Origin of the sequence: Mongoliimonas terrestris, from assembly GCF_001927285.1 — a bacterium.
GTDB lineage: Bacteria > Pseudomonadota > Alphaproteobacteria > Rhizobiales > Pleomorphomonadaceae > Chthonobacter > Chthonobacter terrestris.
In genome coordinates, this window is the sequence record NZ_MSIG01000017.1 from 44961 (window position 1) to 63420 (window position 18460).

14 protein-coding genes are annotated in these 18460 nt (G+C 71.0%); 9 read left to right on the forward strand and 5 right to left on the reverse strand.

From position 1 onward, the window contains the following. Window positions 1-58 precede the first annotated feature (58 nt). Window positions 59-1012: a lysylphosphatidylglycerol synthase transmembrane domain-containing protein gene (locus tag BUQ68_RS19260; protein WP_075217648.1), complete on the reverse strand. Its 954-nt coding sequence runs from the start codon at window positions 1010-1012 to the stop codon at window positions 59-61. A 224-nt stretch (window positions 1013-1236) separates the two neighbouring features. Next, a complete protein-coding gene (locus tag BUQ68_RS19265; protein WP_245293323.1) occupies window positions 1237-1737 on the reverse strand; it encodes a sigma-70 family RNA polymerase sigma factor in 501 nt (166 codons plus the stop codon). 620 nt (window positions 1738-2357) lie between these two features. Between BUQ68_RS19265 and BUQ68_RS19270 the strand changes: the two genes are divergently transcribed. Then, on the forward strand, window positions 2358-3425 hold the full coding sequence (locus BUQ68_RS19270) for a zinc-binding metallopeptidase family protein (RefSeq protein ID WP_075217650.1): 1068 nt from the start codon (window positions 2358-2360) through the stop codon (window positions 3423-3425). A gap of 115 nt (window positions 3426-3540) precedes the next feature. Further along, window positions 3541-5847 (forward strand): FdhF/YdeP family oxidoreductase, encoded by a 2307-nt coding sequence (locus tag BUQ68_RS19275; protein ID WP_075217651.1) that lies wholly within the window; start codon window positions 3541-3543, stop codon window positions 5845-5847. Window positions 5848-5863: 16 nt separating this feature from the next. On the opposite strand, the gene BUQ68_RS19280 is transcribed toward BUQ68_RS19275, so the two are convergent. After that, on the reverse strand, window positions 5864-7438 hold the full coding sequence (locus BUQ68_RS19280) for a bifunctional aminoglycoside phosphotransferase/ATP-binding protein (protein WP_075217652.1): 1575 nt from the start codon (window positions 7436-7438) through the stop codon (window positions 5864-5866). 205 nt (window positions 7439-7643) lie between these two features. On the opposite strand from BUQ68_RS19280, the gene BUQ68_RS19285 reads away from it, so the two are divergent. Beyond that, window positions 7644-8756 carry an alpha/beta fold hydrolase gene (locus BUQ68_RS19285; RefSeq protein ID WP_075217653.1) on the forward strand — a complete coding sequence of 371 codons (1113 nt, stop codon included), beginning with the start codon at window positions 7644-7646 and terminating at the stop codon, window positions 8754-8756. Here the strand turns inward: BUQ68_RS19285 and BUQ68_RS19290 are convergent. Next, window positions 8738-10534, reverse strand: coding sequence for a PHA/PHB synthase family protein (locus BUQ68_RS19290; RefSeq protein WP_075217654.1), 1797 nt, complete (start codon window positions 10532-10534; stop codon window positions 8738-8740). The genes BUQ68_RS19285 and BUQ68_RS19290 overlap by 19 nt on opposite strands. A 204-nt stretch (window positions 10535-10738) precedes the next feature. Here BUQ68_RS19290 and BUQ68_RS19295 point away from each other — a divergent pair, with 204 nt between their 5' ends. From BUQ68_RS19295 to BUQ68_RS19305, 3 genes are all read left to right on the forward strand, one after another. After that, window positions 10739-12142 carry a cytochrome P450 gene (locus tag BUQ68_RS19295; protein WP_075217655.1) on the forward strand — a complete coding sequence of 468 codons (1404 nt, stop codon included), beginning with the start codon at window positions 10739-10741 and terminating at the stop codon, window positions 12140-12142. 116 nt (window positions 12143-12258) lie between these two features. After that, entirely contained in the window at window positions 12259-12435 is a 177-nt protein-coding gene (locus BUQ68_RS19300; protein ID WP_075217656.1) for a DUF2256 domain-containing protein, read from the forward strand. Continuing rightward, window positions 12432-13976 (forward strand): cryptochrome/photolyase family protein, encoded by a 1545-nt coding sequence (locus BUQ68_RS19305; RefSeq protein WP_075217657.1) that lies wholly within the window; start codon window positions 12432-12434, stop codon window positions 13974-13976. The genes BUQ68_RS19300 and BUQ68_RS19305 overlap by 4 nt, the downstream gene beginning before the upstream one ends. A 12-nt stretch (window positions 13977-13988) precedes the next feature. On the opposite strand, the gene BUQ68_RS19310 is transcribed toward BUQ68_RS19305, so the two are convergent. Continuing rightward, the gene (locus tag BUQ68_RS19310) at window positions 13989-16025 is read right to left on the reverse strand and encodes a 4Fe-4S binding protein (RefSeq protein ID WP_075217658.1); all 2037 of its coding nucleotides are present in this window, start codon (window positions 16023-16025) and stop codon (window positions 13989-13991) included. A 142-nt stretch (window positions 16026-16167) separates the two neighbouring features. Here BUQ68_RS19310 and BUQ68_RS19315 point away from each other — a divergent pair, with 142 nt between their 5' ends. The 3 genes from BUQ68_RS19315 to BUQ68_RS19325 are packed head-to-tail and all read left to right on the forward strand — an operon-like array spanning window position 16168 to window position 18460. Then, the gene (locus tag BUQ68_RS19315) at window positions 16168-16896 is read left to right on the forward strand and encodes a biotin/lipoate--protein ligase family protein (protein WP_075217659.1); all 729 of its coding nucleotides are present in this window, start codon (window positions 16168-16170) and stop codon (window positions 16894-16896) included. Beyond that, window positions 16887-17459 (forward strand): DUF6505 family protein, encoded by a 573-nt coding sequence (locus tag BUQ68_RS19320; RefSeq protein ID WP_075217660.1) that lies wholly within the window; start codon window positions 16887-16889, stop codon window positions 17457-17459. Before BUQ68_RS19315 ends, BUQ68_RS19320 begins: the two co-directional genes overlap by 10 nt. Beyond that, window positions 17456-18460 carry a DUF6352 family protein gene (locus tag BUQ68_RS19325; protein ID WP_075217661.1) on the forward strand — a complete coding sequence of 335 codons (1005 nt, stop codon included), beginning with the start codon at window positions 17456-17458 and terminating at the stop codon, window positions 18458-18460. Before BUQ68_RS19320 ends, BUQ68_RS19325 begins: the two co-directional genes overlap by 4 nt.

The following is an 18460-nucleotide window of genomic DNA, read 5'->3' on the forward strand; positions in this document are numbered from 1 at the left end:
GGCTACAGACGCGGGCTACAAGCGCGACAAATGCCCCGATGTCGCCGACAAGATGTCCTCATTCCCGCCGTTCGGCCGGCCTCAGCCGTCCGTGGGCGAACTGCCGCCGCTCGAAGAGGAGCACGACCACGATGGAAAGGGCGAACGGGATCAGCAGATAAAGGAGCCGGAAGACGAGGAGCGCGGCCAGCACGTCCGCCTCCCGCATCTCCGGCAGGCCGGTGAGGAAGAGCAGTTCCAGGACCCCGAGCCCGCCCGGCGCGTGGCTGAGAAGCGCCACCGAGAAGGACGTGACGAAAATCCCCAGAACCACGAAATAGCCCGGATTTCCGGCCTCCGGCAGGGCGAAGTGGATGATCGCGGCGGCCCCGATGATCTCGATCGGGGCGACCACCAGCTGCCACCCGACCACGTTCGGCCGCGGATACTGGACGACCACGCCCCAGCGATGGATCGGCGGCAGTCCTTTAAGGCTTCCCCAGACGTAGAGGGCAAGAAGCGCAAAGATGAAAACGCCCGCGCCCCGTGCAAGTCCGAGCGGCGCATCTTCCACGAACCGGCGCAAGACATGCGGCTCCAGAATCAATAGGAGCCCGATCAGCAGAACCGCGCCTATGATGAAGGTCATGGAGCAAAGCGCCACCAAAACCCCAACCTCGCCGCCGGTCAGCCCGCGGGAGGTGTAGGCCCGGTAGCGGATCACCGCGCCGGAGAGCACCGAGGCGCCGATGTTGTGGGAAAGAGCGTAGGTGGTGAAAGAGGTTAGCGCCACGAAGGGCCACGGCAGGCGGCGGCCGAGATGCATCAGCGCGACCCGGTCGTAGGCGGCGAGCGCCGCGTAGGCGACCACGGCTCCGAGGACGGAGAGCGCCCACTGGTGCGGCCGGATCGCCGCGATGCTGTCCACAAGATCGTCCAGCGAAAGGCCGCGGACCTCCTTGTAGAGCAACCAGCCCGAGAACACCGCCGCCCCGACCCCGACAACCGGCCAGATATAGTCCTTCGCCTTCAACAGGATCCCTCCAGCCGCGCGGCTGTCCGCCAACCATTCATGCGCCGTCTCACCGTCCCGCTTGTCAATCCCGAACCCTTCGGGAGAGAAAACGTTCTGTGACCCGACGCAGACGACAGGAGTCCTGCACGGCATCCAAGAGGCAAAGGTGGGCTAGGGTCGGTATGCCTCCCGGGCCGGACCGGCTTTGAATCCTTGAAGGAATTCGGGGCCGAGGCCGCCTTTCAGAGCGTGGCGGCGAGGGCGCCGTACTGCTTCATCGTCGGCGTGCGAGCGCCGCGGACCGATCCGGCCGGCAGGGCGGCTGAAGCTTCCAGGTGGAGGAGTTCGGCAAGGCGGGCCCGGGCGCGGTTGACCCGGCTCTTCACCGTGCCGACGGCGACGCCGCAGATTTCGGCGGCTTCCTCGTAGGAGACGCCCATCGCGCCGACGAGCAGGATCGCCTGCCGCTGGTCCGCCTGGAGGGCGGCGAGCGCCACGGCGATCTCGCCGCCATAGACCGACCACTCCTGCTCCGGCGGCGCGGACCCGGTGTCCACCACCCCGTCCGGCGAGATCGTCACCTCGCGGCCCCATTTGCGGAAGCCGCTGTAGAAGGTGTTCCGCATGATGGTGAAAAGCCACTGCCGAAGGGCCGTCCCTGGCGTGAACTTGTCCAGGTTCGCGTAGGCCTTCAGAAGTGTCTCCTGAACAAGATCGTCGGCGTCAGAAACATTCTGCGTCAAGGAGCGTGCAAATGCGCGAAGAGGCGGCACAAGCTTCAGGATATCGGACTTGAGCCCGTCGTGGTTCGACATGAGACTGACATCCGCAATCTGAATGGAAGATGCCATGTCAACGTCTCAGCTTCAGTCTCGTTCCAGCCTCTGCTCATTTTCCTTTCGAAGCGCTTGGTCAGATGCGCGGTCCTCTTGTAAGTTCTAGCCCGTCGGGATCCGTTCAGGACCGCCATCCGGGGGTCTGGCGCACGTGCCGGCGGCATGGACGGAACCGGTCTAGAGCCGATCGGTCATCTGCCCACCGGACCGCGCCCAACCCCGCGTGCCATGAGCGCGCGGGGGGAATCGCAGCGGCAAAACGCACGGTCACGGCCAAGGTTCCTTTCCCAAGGCGCCTCTGTGGAGACGGCGGAGCGGGTCCGCGCCAACCGGGCTTCTCCGCAAAAGTCCAAGGCGGCCTGCGCAACCTTTCAGGGGGTCGGCCGTTCTTGGCTCGCATGCAAGCGGCCCGAACGAGACGGGGGCGGATCCGGACGGGCATCATCGTGAGATGACGCCGCCGGATCCTGGCCCATCGGCGTCGCCCGGCCCCAGCCCTTCCAGACCCGCGACGGACGCACCCTCCCATGAAGCTGTTCGAATGCCAGAACTGCCGCAATCCGGTCCATTTCGAAAACACCGTTTGCGTCAACTGCGGCTTCCGCCTGGGCTATTTGCCCGAACACACCCTCCTCAGCGCGGTCGAGCCCGACGGCGACGCCTTCACGGCGCTCGGCGACCGCAGCCGCCCCTACGTCTTCTGCGACAACGCCGGCTATGACGCCTGCAACTGGCTGGTCCCGGCGGGCGAAGACACCACGCTCTGCATCGCCTGCCGGCACAACCGCACGGTCCCGGACCTCACGGTCGATTCCAACCTTGCAAGTTGGCGGAAGATGGAACTGGCCAAGCACCACCTCTTCTACTCGCTGCTCCGCTGGCGCCTGCCGATGCCGGACCGCACCGAGGACCCGGAGGAGGGGCTGGCCTTCGACTTCCTGGCCGACGTGACCGCACCGGACGGCACCGTGGAGCGGGTGCTGACCGGCCACGACGCCGGCCTCATCACCATCAACATCGCCGAGGCGGACGACGCCGAGCGCGAGGCGCGGCGCACCGCCATGATGGAGCCCTACCGCACGCTGCTCGGCCATTTCCGCCACGAGGTGGGGCACTACTACTGGGACCGCCTGGTCCGCGACCGCGGCAACGTGGACCAGTTCCGCGCGCTCTTCGGCGACGAGAGCCGCGACTACGGCGAGGCGCTGCAGACCCACTATACCAACGGTCCGCCGGCCGACTGGCGGCAGAGCTTCATCAGCACCTACGCCACCGCCCACCCCTGGGAAGACTTCGCCGAGACCTGGGCGCACTACATCCACATGGTGGACGCCCTGGAGACCGCACGCGCCTTCGGCCTGAAGATCCGGCCGCGCATCCGCAACGCGGAGGACCTCGCGGGGGAGGTGGATTTCCAGCCCTACGCGGCGGCGAACGCCCAGGATCTCGTCGACGCCTGGGTGCCGCTCACGGTCGCCATCAATAGCCTCAACCGCTCCATGGGCCAGCCGGACCTCTATCCGTTCGTGCTCTCCGTGCCGGTGATGGAGAAGCTGCAGTTCATCCACGAGATCGTCCACCAGCCACCGGCCTGATGCCGCGTCGATCGATGTCGCCGGGAACGATCGGCGGGCTCGTGTCTTCAAGGTTGAGACCACCGTCCGGGGCCTGCGGCCGCCGGGCGGTCGCCCGCGACGAGAGGACAGCCCCATGAGCCAGCCCGACGACACCGACTTCTCCCCCTACGAGGGTCCGGCCGGCGGCTGGGGGTCGCTGAAATCCGTCAGTCACATCCTGGTGGAGGAAGGCGACATCGCGCGGGCGGGCGTGGCGCTCCTGAAGCAGAACAAGCCGGACGGCTTCATGTGCGTGTCCTGCGCCTGGGCCAAGCCGGCCGAGCCCCGGGCGGCGGAGTTCTGCGAGAACGGCGCCAAGGCGACCGCCTGGGAGCTGACGACCCGGACGGTGACGCCGGCGTTCTTCGAGGCCCACACGGTCACGGAGCTGCGCACCTGGGCCGACCACGACCTGGAGAACGCCGGACGCCTGACCGAGCCGATGCGCTACGACCGGGCGAGCGACCGCTATGTCCGCACCACCTGGGAGGAGGCCTTCACCGAGATCGGCCGCACGCTGGCGCCGATCGACCCCAAGGCGTCGGTCTTCTACGCCTCCGGCCGGGCGTCGCTGGAGACGTCCTACATGTGGTCGCTGTTCGCGCGCCAGTTCGGCTGCAACAACCTACCGGACAGCTCCAACATGTGCCACGAGAGCACGTCGGTGGCGCTGCCGAAGTCGATCGGCGTGCCCGTCGGCACCGTGACGCTGGACGACTTCGAGAAGACCGACTGCATCCTGTTCTTCGGCCAGAACGTCGGCGTCAACAGCCCGCGCATGCTCCACCAGCTGCAGGCGGCGGCCAAACGCCGGGTGCCGATCATCACCTTCAACCCCTTGAAGGAGCGCGGGCTGGAGCGCTTCACCAACCCGCAGTCGCCGGTGGAGATGACCACCGGCCAGGACACCCGCATCTCCTCCCAGTACCACCAGCTGAAGGCAGGCGGCGACGTGGCGGTGATGATGGGGCTCGCCAAGGCGATCCTCGCCATCGACGCCGCCGACACGGCAACCGGCGGCGAACCGGTGCTCGACCGCGCCTTCATCGCCGAGCACACCGCCGGCTTCGAGCATTTCGCCGCAAAGGCGAAAGCGACCAGCTGGGAGCGAATCGAGGCGGTGAGCGGCCTCTCCCGCTCGGCGCTGGAGCGGGCGGCGGCGGTCTATGCCCGGTCGAAGGCGGTCATCCTCATCTACGGCATGGGCCTCACCCAGCACCGCACCGGGGTGGAGAACGTGCAGATGGCCTGCAACCTCCTGTTCCTGCGCGGCAACATCGGCCGGCCGGGCGCCGGCATCTGCCCGGTGCGCGGCCATTCCAACGTGCAGGGCCAGCGCACGGTCGGCATCTCGGAAAAGCCCGACCTGGTGCCCATGGACAAGCTGAAGGCGCTCTATAATTTCGAACCGCCCATGGAGACGGGCCTCAACACCGTGGAGGCCTGCGAGGGCATCATCGACGGCGGCGTGAAGGCCTTCCTCGCGCTCGGCGGCAACTTCCTCACCGCCGTGCCGGAGACCGCCCGCATGCAGGAGGCCTGGGAGCGGCTGGACCTCACCGTGCAGATCGCCACCAAGCTCAACCGCAACCACCTCTACAACGGTCGGGTCGCCTACCTGTTGCCGTGCCGTGGCCGGATCGAGATCGACCGGCAGGCGACGGGTCCGCAGATCGTCACCATGGAGGACTCCACCGCCTGCATTCACGCCTCCCACGGCATCGCCGAGCCGATCGCCGATACGCTCCGCTCCGAGCCGGCGATCGTGGCGGGTCTCGCCAAGGCGACGCTCGGCGAGCGCACGACGATCCCCTGGGACGACTGGGTGGCGGACTACGGACGGGTTCGGGATGCCATCGAGGCGACCTATCCGGAGCAGTTCCGCGACTTCAACGGGCGGATGGGACAGGCCGGCGGCTTCCACCGGCCGTTGCCGGCGCGAGACCGGGTCTGGAACACCCCCACCGGCAAGGCCACCTTCGCCACGCCGAAGAGCCTGGACGAGAACCCGGATGCGCCGGCCACCGCGCCGGACGTCCTGCAGCTCATCACGGTGCGGTCGAACGACCAGTTCAACACCACCATCTACGGCTATGACGACCGCTTCCGCGGCATCAAAGGCACCCGCAAGGTGCTGTTGATCGGCGCCTTCGAGATGGCCCGCCTCGGCCTCCAGGACGGCGACACTATCGCGCTGGAGACCGCCGTCGACGACGGCATCCGGCGCACCGTGGAGGGTCTGACGGTGGTGCGCTACGACGTGCCGATGGGCTGCTGCGCCGGCTACTATCCGGAGTGCAACCCGCTGATCCCGCTCTGGCACCACGCCGAGGAGAGCAAGGTGCCGGCCGCCAAGTCGGTGCCGGTGCGCATCCATCGCATGGAAGCCGCAACGGCCTGAGGGCCCGACCAACCGGTCAGGAATCGAGCCGCTTCAGGACGGCGTACGCCAGGGTGGCGGGCGCCCCGGTGGCATCGAGGCTCAGCCAGGTCATCGGGCCGAGGTCGTAGTCGGTCTGCTTGCGGGCGACTTCGGCGTTGGCGTCCGAGGCGTCGCCGACGCGCGTGTCCACTCGCGCCATCCGGGTCTCGACGGGCGCGTCCAACCAGACGCCGCGGAAGCGCGCGCTATGGGCGGCGGCGACGGCCGCGATCGCGTCCCGCTCTTCGGGGCGCGCGTGCACCGCGTCCACCACCACGCTCGCCCCGGCGGCGAGCACCCGGCCGGCCCGGTCGCGCAGCGCCGTGTAGACCGCGTCGGACGCCGCCTTCGTGTAGCTCTCCGGCGGCAGCGGCGCCGTTTCGGCGACACCGGCGAGCGTCTTGCGGATCACGTCGCTGCGAAGGTGCACCGCCCCGGGCGCCTTGCCGAGACGCGGCGCCAGGGCCGCCGACACCGTGCTCTTGCCGGATCCGGAAAGGCCGCCCACCGCGACCAGCACAGGCGGGGTATCCGCCAGGACGGTCTCGGCAAGCGCGAAATAGGTTCGCGCCTCCGCGGCGGCGCGCTCGCGCTTCTCCGGCGTGAGACTCGGCAGGGCGGCGGCCGTCACCTTGGCGCGGATGGTGGCGCGGAGGCTGAGGAAGAGCGGCAGCGCCGCGAGGCCGTCGAGATTGCGGTCGTCGGTCGCCGAAAGATAGCGGTTCAGGACCCGGTTCGCCTCGGCGACCAGCGACAGGTCGATCAGGTCCATGATCAGGTAGGCGAGGTCGTAGAGCACGTCGCAGGTGGCGATGCCGTCGTCGAACTCGATGGCGTCGAAGAGGATGGGCGCGCCGTCGATCAGCACCACGTTGCGAAGGTGCAGGTCGCCGTGACAGCAGCGCACCAGGCCGGCCTCGCCGCGGGTGACGAGCAGCGGCCAGAGCCGCGAAAGGAGCGCCTCCATCCGGTCCGAAAGGGCGGCGGCGCGCGCCGGCGGGAAAAGGTCGGGGCTCTCGGCGAAAGCCTCGCGGTTCTGCGCCAGATAGCGGGCGAGCGACGTGGGCGAGGCCGCCGCCGGGCGGAGCGGCGCCCGGGCGTGGGCCTCCACGATCCGCCGCACCAGTGTGTCGAGCATCGCGGGCGTCAAATCGCCCCGGTCCGCCACCTTGTCGAGGGTGAGGCTCTCGTCGAAGCGGCGCATGTGGACGACCACGTCGACCACCGGCCCCTCGCCGCCGCGTTCAAGCCCGCCGTCCGCCGCCCGGGTGATCGCCACGACACCGCGGTAGAGGCCGGGCGCGCCGGGGGCGTTGACGGCGACCTCCGCCGCGGTGGCGGCCTGGCGCAAGGCGAGGGTGGAGAAGTCCATGAAGGGAAAGCGCACCGCCCGCTTCAGCTTGTAGGCGTCCGGCCCGGCGAGAAAGACGACCGCGCCGTGGGTATCGATCCGGACGGGCGGCGCGTCGAGGCCATGGGTCTCCGGGCGGGCGAGAAAGGCCAGCACCTCGGACTGGTCCTCCACCACATGGCCCGGGTCGCGGGCAGGCGTAGCGGCCTCGTCGGCCATGGGCGATCTCCTCGGGAGCAGGACTGGAGCCATGTGTGCGGCAGTCTACCAGCCTGCGGATCCCGCGCCTTGCGTTGGATCAGCGGCGATAGGGATCGCCCCGCTCCTCATGCCGTCGCAATGCGTGGCTATGATGACATGGATCATCGACACGGATCGGCGTGCCTCCCTACGGTGGCGGGGTCCCATGATCGGGAGGTGCACCATGGTCGGCGCCGATCTCTTCCTCTGGCCTGCCCGCATGGCCGCCGAGGCCAGCCGGGCGGCGGCGGGGCTGATGGCCGAGATGGCCGGCCTCGGACAGGCGGCGGAGGAGCCGGCGTCCGCCTGGGCGACGCCGCACACGGTGCGGCTCACCCTCGAGGCGCTGATCCTCCGCGACTATTCGGCCGATCCCTCGCCGGCCGACGTGCCGACCCTCGTGATTGCGCCCTATGCCCTCCATCACGCGACCCTCGCGGACTTCGCCGAAGGGCACAGCCTGATGGCGGCGCTCCAGGCCGGCGGCGTGCGGCGCCTGTTCCTGGCGGAGTGGCGCTCGGCGACCCCCGCCATGCGGCTTCTGTCCGTCGATAACCTGCTTGCCGACCTCAACGTGGCGGTCGACGAGCTCGGCGGCCGGGTGCGGCTCGTCGGCCTCTGCCAGGGCGGCTGGATGGCGCTGGTCTACGCGGCGCGCTTTCCCGCCAAGGTGGACCGGATCGTCGTCGCCGGCGCGCCGGTGGATACGACGGCCGCCGCTTCCGCCCTTGCGACGAGCGCGCGGGCGACGCCGCTCGGCCTCTTCGAGGGCATGGTCGACGCGGGCGGCGGGCGGGTGCTCGGCGAAGGCATCACGCAGGCCTGGGTCGGCGCGACCGGCGCGGTCGGCGCCGATGACGCGCTGATGCTCGACCCGGCCGACACCACCGCCGAAACGGCCGCGCTCCGTCGGCGCTTCGAGGCCTGGACGGCCCGCACGGTGGACCTGCCGGGCCGCTTCTTCCTCGACAGCGTCGCCTGGATCTTCCAGGAGAACCGCTTGCCCGCCGGCACCTTCCCGGCGCTCGGGCGCCCGGCCGACCTGGCGGCGATCCGCTGCCCCGTCCGCCTCGTCGCCGCCGCCGACGACGAGGTGGTGGCGCCCGCCCAGGTGTTCGCCGCAGGCCGGGTGCTCGGAACGCCCGCGTCGGATGTTCAAGCCATGGTAGTGCCCGGCCGCCATCTTGGCCTCTTCATGGGGCGCCGGACGCTCGCCGAGGCCTGGCCGGCGCTGGCCGCCTTCCTGGCCGAACCCACGCCGACACGGCGGCGCAAGCCTCAGCGCTCGAACACGTAGGTGCCGGGCGCCGGGGCGAGCGGCGGGTAGCCGGCCGCCGGCGCACCCATCGGCGGCGGCTGCACGCGGCTGGCGGCCGAGCGGGCGTCGAGCCAGTCGCCCCAGGCGAGCCACCAGGAGCCGTCCACCGGCCGCGTGCCGGCCAGCCACTCGTCCGGGCCGACGAGCGGCGCGTCCGCCGGGTGGTGGCGGATCCGGTAGTGCCGGCGGGGATGGCCGGGTTCGCTGACGATGCCGGCGTTGTGGCCGCCGCTCGTCAGCACGAAGGTGACGTCCGTGTCGGCGAGGTTGTGGATCTTGAACACCGACCGCCACGGCGCCACGTGATCGCGCTCCGTGCCGACGGCGAAGATCGGCACCCGGATGTTCTGGACCGACACCGGATAGCCGTCGGCCTCGTAGCGGCCGGACGCGAGGTCGTTCCGCAGGAAGAACTGGGTCAGGTATTCCGCGTGCATGCGGTAGGGCAGGCGGGTCGCGTCCGCGTTCCAGGCCATCAGATCGGTCATCGGCTCGCGCTCGCCCATCAGGTAGGCGCGCACGAGGCGCGACCAGATCAGGTCCCGCGCCCGAAGAAGCTGGAAGGCGCCGGCCATCTGGCCGGCATCCAGGTAGCCGCGCTGCCACATCATGCTGTCGAGGAAGCGCACCTCGGAGTGGTCGATGAAGAGGGCGAGTTCGCCGGGCTCGGTGAAGTCCGTCTGGGCGGCGAGCAGGCTGACGCTCGCCAGCCGGTCGTCGCCGCGCCGCGCCATGGCCGCCGCCGCCACGGTGAGGAGCGTTCCCCCGAGGCAGTAGCCGGCCGCGTGGACCTTCCGTCCCGGCAGGATCGCCCCGATGGCGTCGAGCGCGGCGCCGACGCCGAGCCGGCGGTAGGCCTCCATGCCGTAGTCGCGGTGTTCCGCCGTCACGTTCCGCCAGGAGATGCAGAACACCGTGTGGCCGCGCGCCACCAGATGGCCGATCAGGCTGTTCGCCGGGGACAGGTCGAGGATGTAGTATTTCATGATCCAGGCCGGGACGATCAGCACCGGCTCGGCCGCCACCACGTCCGTCGCCGGGGCGTACTGGATCAGCTCCATCAGCGGGTTGCGGGCCACCACGGTGCCCGGCGTCAGCGCCACGGTCTCGCCGGCGCGGAAGGCGTCGGCGCCCGGCGGCGGCGCGTGGTTCAGTGCGCGGCCGACGTCGTCCGCCAGGTTCCGCGCGCCTTCCAGAAGGTTCGCCCCGCCGGTGGCGGCGATCTCGGCCAGCACCTCCGGATTGGTGAGCGGCATGTTCGAGGGCGACAGTATGTCGAGGAGCTGGCGGGCGGCGAAGGACACCACGTCCTCGTGGTGGGGCGAGACGCCGGGCACTTCGCGCGTAGCGTTGTGCCACCACTGCTGCGTCAGGAGAAAGCCCTGGGCCCAAAGGTTGAACGGATAGGTGCTCCAAGCCTCGCCGGTGAAGCGGTCGTCCCCCGGCAGGGGTTCGATGCACGGCGGCGTCCGCGGGTCGGCCGTCGCCTGGGCCGCGTGCACGGCAAAGCGCAGCGCCTTCGTCCAGGCCTTCACCACAAGTTCGGCACGCTTTCCGGGCGATCCGGCCAGATGTCCCGCCCAATCCAGGGTGGCGAGCGAGAGGCCCATGGGCGACAGCCCGCCGGTGAGCCCGCCCGTGGTCGCCGCCATCATGCGGTCGATCGCATCGAACCCGGCGTAGCCGAGCGCGTCCGCCTCGGTCCGGCAGCGAACGGTGTCGGCGGACGAGGGGGGCGGCAGGGACGTGTCCAGCATGGGGCTTCTCCTGCGGATGCGGGGTATGCGGTGCCGTCATCCTATCGGCCGCCGCTGGCGCCCGGCCTTGACATGGGTCAGTCACGGATCCGTCACCCGGCTCGCGCGCCATCCTCCTTTCGACTTCGCCCACGAAAGCCCTACGTCTAGGGTCAGGCGGCCGCTGCCGGTGCGGTGCCGTCCGCCGTGCCGAGGGACCTGCCCATGACCGCCGCCATCGCCGAACCGAGCTTTGCCCATCGTCCCGTGCCGCCCGCGCCGGTGCCGGGAACGCGCGAGCTCGGCTATGCGGAGCTTCTCCTCCGGCTGCGCAGCAACCCGCTGACCATCTGGCGGCGGATCCATTTCGAGCGGCCGGTGGTGTCCGGCAAGAGCCTTCTCGGCCACGCGGTGGTGCTCAACGATCCGGCGGCGATCCGGCACGTGTTCGTCGACAATGTCGCGAACTACCGCAAGGACGACCTGCAGCGCTCTGTCCTCGCGCCCGGCCTCGGCGAGGGGCTGCTGACCGCCGAGGGGGACGTGTGGAAGCGCACCCGGCGGACGGTGGCGCCGCTCTTCACCCCGAAAGCTGTGGCGGCCCTCGCGCCGCGCATGGAGGGGCCGGCCCTCGCGCTCGCCGAGCGGATGGCGCGCCGTCGGCCGGGGCGGGTGCTCGACATCACCCACGACATGACCCGCGTCACCTACGACATCCTCGCCGCCACGCTCTTCTCCGAGACGATCGCCGGCGGCGCCTCGGCCTTCTCCAAGGCGCTCACCCGCTATTTCGAGACCCAGGGCCGCATCGATCCGCTGGACGTGCTCGGCGCCCCGGCCTTCGTGCCGCGCCTCGGCCGGCTGATGGCGCGGCCTGCGATCCGCTTCTTCGAGGACGAGGTGATCCGCATTATCAAGGCCCGCCGCGCCGAACTGGAGCGGGCCGACGAGGCCCCGGCCGACCTTCTCACTGCGCTTCTGCGGGCGAGCGACCCGGAAACCGGCGTCGGGCTGACGGAGGCGGAGGTCGGCGCCAACATCGTCACCTTCATCGGCGCCGGCCACGAGACCACCGCCAACGTGCTGACCTGGTCGCTCTATCTCCTCGCCGAGAACCCGGACGTGCTCGACGCCGTGGAACGCGAGGCGGACGCGGTGGCGGACGACCGGGTCGGCGCGGCGCTCTCCGGCACGGGGCTCGACCTCACTCGCGCGGTCATCGAGGAGGCCATGCGCCTCTACCCGCCGGTCGCCTCCCTCTCCCGCGCGGCCATCGCGGACGACCGGGTCGGCGACGTGGCGATCCCGAAGGGCGCCACGGTGGTGGTGGCGCCCTACGTGCTCCACCGCCACCGCCTGCTCTGGGAGGCGCCGGAGCGCTTCATGCCGGAGCGCTTCCTGCCGCCGGCCCGCGCCGGCATCGACCGCTTCGCCTTCCTGCCGTTCGGGGCCGGTCCGCGCATCTGCGTCGGCGCCCAGTTCGCCCTCGTGGAGGCGATGATCGTCTTGACGACGCTCGTCCACCGCCTGCGCTTCGCCTATGCGGGCGACGGACCGCCGCGCCCGGTGCAGCGCATCACGCTGCGGCCTGCGGACGGCATGCCCATGCGGGTGGACCGGCGAAGGTGAGGCGGGACGCGTTGTCGGTCGTGACACAGGGCGGGCAATCCGCATGCCGGTCGGGTCCGTATGCAGCGCGCACCACCCATCCGATCCCGCATCCCCGAAACCGCGCCCGATCCCCGATGCCCAAGATGCGCCGCAAGGCCGACCTCCCCACCAAGATCTGTGCCGCCTGCCAGCGCCCGTTCGCCTGGCGGCGCAAGTGGGCGCGCGACTGGGAGGCGGTGCGCTTCTGCTCGGACCGCTGCCGCGACACCGGCCGGCGGACCGCAGACCGGCCGGGCGCCCTGTCCCGATGACGGCGCTCCGCCTCGTTCTCGGCGACCAGCTCAGCCGCGATCTCGCCAGCCTGTCCGATCTTGCCGCCGGCGACGTGGTGCTGATGGCGGAGGTGGCCGACGAGACCACCTATGTGGGCCATCACAAGCAGAAGATCGCCTTCGTGCTCGCCGCCATGCGCCACTTTGCCGAGGCGCTTCGCCGCGACGGCGTGACCGTGGACTATGTGCAGCTGGACGAGGCCGGCAACACCGGATCGTTCCCGGGCGAGATCGCCCGCGCCGTCGCGCGCCACCGGCCGGAGCGCATCGTGCTCACCGAGCCCGGCGAGTGGCGCGTCCTGGAGATGATGCGCGCGTTGGAGGCTGACCTCGGCGTGAAGGTGGAGATCCGCGACGACACGCGCTTCTTCGCCACACGCGGACGGTTCCGCCGGTGGGCGGCGGACCGGCAGAGCTACCGCATGGAGTATTTCTATCGGGAGATGCGCCGGGAGACCGGCATCCTGATGGACGGCGAAAAGCCGGTGGGCGGCCAGTGGAACTTCGACCACGACAACCGCGCCCGCCTGCCGCGCGACATCCCGGTGCCGAAGCGGCGCCGCACGCCGCCCGACCCGATCACCGCCGAGGTGCTGGTCCTCGTCGCCCGCCGCTTCCCGCACCATTTCGGCGACCTGGAGCCCTTCGGCTGGGCGGTGACGCGCGAGGACGCACTGGCGGCGCTCGACCACTTCGTCGCCGACTGCCTGGAGCGCTTCGGCACCTACCAGGACGCCATGCGGGCGGGCGAGCCCTTCCTCTTCCACGCGCTCATCTCGCCTTATCTCAACGTCGGCCTCCTCGACCCGCGCGAGGCCTGCGCCGCCGCCGAAGCCGCCTATCGGGCGGGGCGGGCGCCGCTCAACGCGGTGGAGGGTTTCGTCCGCCAGATCCTCGGCTGGCGGGAGTATGTGCGCGGCATCTACTGGCTGCACATGCCCGACTACGCGGCCATCAACGCGCTCGGCGCGCGCCGCCGGCTGCCGTGGTTCTACTGGAGCGGCGAGACCGACCTCAACTGCATCCGCACCGTGGTGGAGGACATCCGCCGCACCGCCTACGCCCACCACATCCAGCGCCTGATGGTGACCGGCGTATTCGCGCTGCTGGCGGGCGTGGAGCCGGCCGAGATCGAGGAATGGTATCTGGCCGTCTTCATCGACGCCTACGACTGGGTGGAACTGCCGAACGTGCACGGCATGGTGATGTTCGCGGACGGCGGGCTGCTGGCGTCCAAGCCCTATGCGGCGTCCGGCGCCTACATCGACCGGATGTCCGACTATTGCGCCGGCTGCGTCTACAGCCCGGCCGTGAAGAGCGGACCGGGCGCGTGTCCGTTCAACCTTCTCTACTGGCACTTCCTCCTCGTCAACGAGCCGACCCTTGGCCGCAATCCGCGCCTCGCGATGCCCTACCGCACGCTCGCGCGCTTCTCCGACGAACGCCGCGCCGAGATCGTCCGGGAGGCGGAGGCCTACCTGGAGAGCCTGGACGACCGGGCGCCGGCCCTGCAGCCGTAGCCAAGGCGGCCGTCAGGCCGTGCCGTCGGTCTCGCGGTCGAGGAGGCGGGCGCGCACGTGGTCGTCGGAGGTGCGCGGCTTCGGGCGGTCCGGCCCCGCGTAGGGGTCGAGCGCCTGCCGCGTTACGGCGGTCACCCGGCAAGTGTCGCACATGCGCACGAGGTCGGCGCGGGAGCCGGGGCCGCTGAACATCCAGTGCGTTCCGGCGAGCTTCGCCGCCACCTTCTCGATGGTGGACCTGGTGCCGAACGGCTTGCCGCACTGGATGCAGGCGAACGGCTCCTCCTCCTTGATCACCTGGCGCGGGGCGCCGGCGCGCGCGAAGGCAAGGCGCGGCTCCAGGGTGATCACCCGCTCCGGGCAAGTGTTGGCGCAGAGCCCGCACTGGACGCAGAGGCTCTCCTCGAAGGTCAGCATCGGTCGGTCCGGGTTGTCGCCGAGGGCGCCGGTCGGGCAGGCGGACGTGCAGGCGAGGCAGAGCGTGCAGCCGTCCGTGTCGACAACGACCCGGCCGAACGGCGCGCCCGCGGGCAGCGGCACCGCGTCCACCGGGGTCGGCGCTACCGCGTGGAGGTGGGCGAGCGCCACGTCGAACACCGGGCGCTTCGGCCCGGCCGGCTGGAAGCGGGCCGGCGGATCGGCGGTGACGCCGCCCTCAACCGCGCGAAGGGCGGAAAGCAGCGCGTCCGGGTCGTCGGTCTCGATGCGGCCGACGAGGCCTTTGCCGAAGCCGAGACCGGCCAGCACCGGCTCCATCAGGGCCGCCGACCGGTCGAGCGCCGTCAGATCGTGGCGCGGCCGGGCGCGGGCGAGGAAGCGCACCGCCGCTGTCCCGTAAGCGAAGAGGGCGGCCAGCTGCTCGGGACCGACCTGTGTGATCTCGTTCACCGCCACCGGCAGCACCGCCGCCGGCAGACCGTCGCCATGGCGGGCGAGGGCGTCGATGAGGTCGGCGCCGTGGTCCTCGTCGTGGAAGAGCACCACCGGCCGCCTGCCGCCGGCGGCCGCGAAGGCGAGCATCAGCGCGCGGAGGCGACGCATCAGGGCGTCCGCCGCCGGCAGGGTGTAGGACGCGGCGCCTGTCGGGCAGACGGAGGCGCAGGAGCCGCAGCCGGCGCAAAGCATCGGGTCGATCGCCACCGTGTCGCCGGCCGGCGCGATGGCGCCGGCGGGGCAGACCTCCAGGCAGCGGGTGCAGCCGGTCTTCCGCGACCGGGAGTGGGCGCAGAGCCCCGCGTCGAAGGCGACATAGCGGGGCTTGTCGAAGGTGCCGACGAGATCCGTCGCCGCCAGCACCACGGCCGCCACGGCGTCGCGGCTGCCCGGATCGGCGCGGAGGTAACCGGGCCGGAGGTCCGCGGCGGTCACCAGCGGCGTCCCCCCGGAGAGGTCCACCACGAGGTCGAAGCCGAGCGTCACGCCGTCCGCCACCGGACCGACGCGCACGTGGTCGCGGGACGACGGCGCCGCCGCCCGGCGACCGTCGACCGTCACCTCGAAGGCGCCGAGGTAGCCGGCGAGGCGGCGCACCCGGCCTTCCAGGAGGGCGAAGCCGTCGCGCCGGGACGGCAGCACGGCGGCGAGCGCCGGAAGGACGAGCGTCACGTCGAGCCGGCCCTGCAGCTGGCGGGCGACGTCGACGGCTGCCGCGTCGCGGCCGATCACCAGCGTCCGGCCGGCGCTTTCGAAGGTGACGGGCGCGGGGGGCGAGGCGGTCTCGGCGGCGGCGGCAAGAAGCGCGGCCATCTTCGGGCCGGCGCTCGCCCCTTCGCTCGACCAGCCGGCCGCCTCGCGCAGGCTGGCGAAGCGGATATCGCCCGCCAGCCCCTCCGCCTCGGCGGTCGCCTCGAACAGGGGGCGCATGGCGGTGCATCCGACGAGCACCGTGCCGCCCGCGGCCGCGTCGCGGAAGCGGTCGATGTCGAGGCCGCAGGCATGGCGGGCGGTGACCACCCGGGCGTCCGGGAAGGCCTGGCGGATGGCGGACGGATCGAGCGGCTGCGTGTCCTCGCAGGAGCAGAGTAGGAGCGTCGTCGAGGGAGCCGTCATGAGATCCTGGCTTGGCGGGAGGCCTTGCGGGGGTGGTCGACACATAGTTACGAACTTATATAAGGCGATGGGAAGGCTTTTGCCGGATTCCGGTTTCGTCCCCGTGGGATGCGGCCGGTCGGCTCGGCAGGATGGACGATCGGTGCCCGCGCAGTCTCACCCGGACGACAGCCTCGTCCTTCCTCCCGTCTACCGCCCGGTCCGGGCGGCGGCGGGACGTGGCGCGTTCGCCGACGCCTGCCGGAGGGCCGCGGACCTCGGGGCAGGGGGCTTCGTGCACCGGCTCGGCCCGGACCTTCTCGACATCGCCATCGTGTTCGAGCCGGAGGCGCCGCTTGCAAGCGCGCGCCGGCTGCTTCTCCTCGGTGTCGACGCGCTTGCCGCGACGCTCGTCGCCATCGCGCCGCCCGGCACCCTCGTCGCCATCGCCTATCCGGATGCGGTGACCCTCAACGGCGTCATCGTCGGCGGCGCCCGCCTCGCCGCGGTGCCGGCAACGCCGCAGGACGCGGTTCCTGACACTGTGGTGCTGGGCCTCATGGTCAGGATCGACGCGGCGGCGGGCGAGCCGGGGCAATGGACGCGGGGCAGCACGCTTGTCGAGGAGGGCGTCGAGGCACTCGACCCAGCGGCCTTCGCCGAGCTCCTGTCGGCCCACGTGCTCTCCGGTGTCGATCGCTGGCTGACCGACGGGTTCGACCCGATCGGCCGCAGCGTCCTCGCGCGGCTCGGCGCGGCCGGCGGCCTGAACCTGCGGCTTGATGACGCTGGGGCCCTGATCGACGGAACCGGACAGCGGGTTGCGGACTTATCCGCAACGGCCGAGATCGCGACCTGGCTTGATCCCGCCACGGAGACCCCATGGCTCTGAAGCTTCTCTTCGTCGAACGGCTCGACGAATCCGATGCCTTCGTGTTCGAGCACGCCGCGCCGGCCGGCGAGATCGCCGTTTCAGGTGCGTTCGCCTTCTGGGGCGAGGACCCGGCGGCTCTTGCCGGCAAGCGCCGCCAGGCCTTCCGGTCCGGCTTTCTCGGAATCGGCAGCTTCGGTCGTTCCACCCTCGCCACCGTCGCGGAGGTGACGCCGGCGGCGCGAGCCGCCGCGATCGAGTCGCTCGCCGATCACCTCCTCGCCCAGTATGGCGCGCCATCCCCTGATGCCGCCCGTGCGGCCGCGGAGGACGAACTGGCCTTTGCCGAAAGCCTGGCCGATCTGCCGGTCGGCACTACCGTCGCGGTCGCCCGGGCCGTGGAGGACGGCGAGATCCGCGAGCGGTTCCGCACCCTCCACCGGAGCGAGCCGAAGCCGGATTTCTCCCGCGGCCTCTTCAACGCCATCGTGGCCGTGCCGGACGATGCACCCGACGCGGACACTGCCGCGCCGGACGCGACCGTCGATCTCGCGGCGCTCGCCGCCCGTCCGGAGTGGTCATGAGCGGCGACTTCTGGGTCTCCTCCGGCCATCACTTGGCGGACCGCTCCGACGGCGGCGGTCTCGTCGTCACGGACGATTTCCTCCGCCTCTATCTGGCCCGTCCGGAAGTGGTGCCGCCGCCGGACGCCGGCCCGGCGGAGCGGACGCTGCACGCCCGGCTGATGGCCGAGCCGCGCCTTGCGGTGGAGCCGGACTGGATCGACGACCTCGACGATCCGGACGCCCGCGAGAACTGGCGCGTGCTCCTCGCCTTCCGGGACCGGCTCCTCGCCCACCCGACCCTGGAAGCGGTCTATCTCGACCTCGCGCGCCGCGGCACCCAGGGCACGCCGCCGCTCTTCCTGCAGCAACTCGTCCACGTGATCCTCCGCAACGCGCTCAACATGGAGCGCAATGCCTTCGTGCTTCGCGCCGCCGAACTCCTGTTCCGCCCCCAGCGGCTCACCATCCACGAAGGCCGGCTGCTCCTTGCCGACGAGGAGCGGGTGGGCGACCCGCGTCCGGCCGCCCACGGCTCACCGCTGACGGCGCTGTTCGAGGACGCGAGCGCCCGTTCGCTCGACGTGCTGGCGCCGGAGACGGCGGACGGGTACCGGGCGCGGTCGGACGCCTTCGACACGGTGATCGACTTCCGCCTCGGCGGCCCGGCGCGCGACGGCTTCGCCCGGGCGCTCGAACACTTCGTGCTGCACATGCTGAACCTGCCGGTCCGCATCGAGGCGATCCCGCGGGTGGACGGGCCGCTCGCCTGGTACGTGGGCCTCGACACGGATGCCACGCGGATCGGCGACGCGGTCTGGAACGGCACGCCCTTGCCGCCAGACGATGCGGGCCGGGTCGTGGCACTCTTCCATATGCATATCCTCGACCGGGACCGGGTGCTCGACCGGGTCGCCGGCGAACCAGTGCTGCTGATCCTCGCCCATGGCCCGGACCGGGTGGTGCGGGTGAAGCCGCAGAACCTTCTGACCGGCCTTCCGCTCGGCGACCGGATCTCGTGA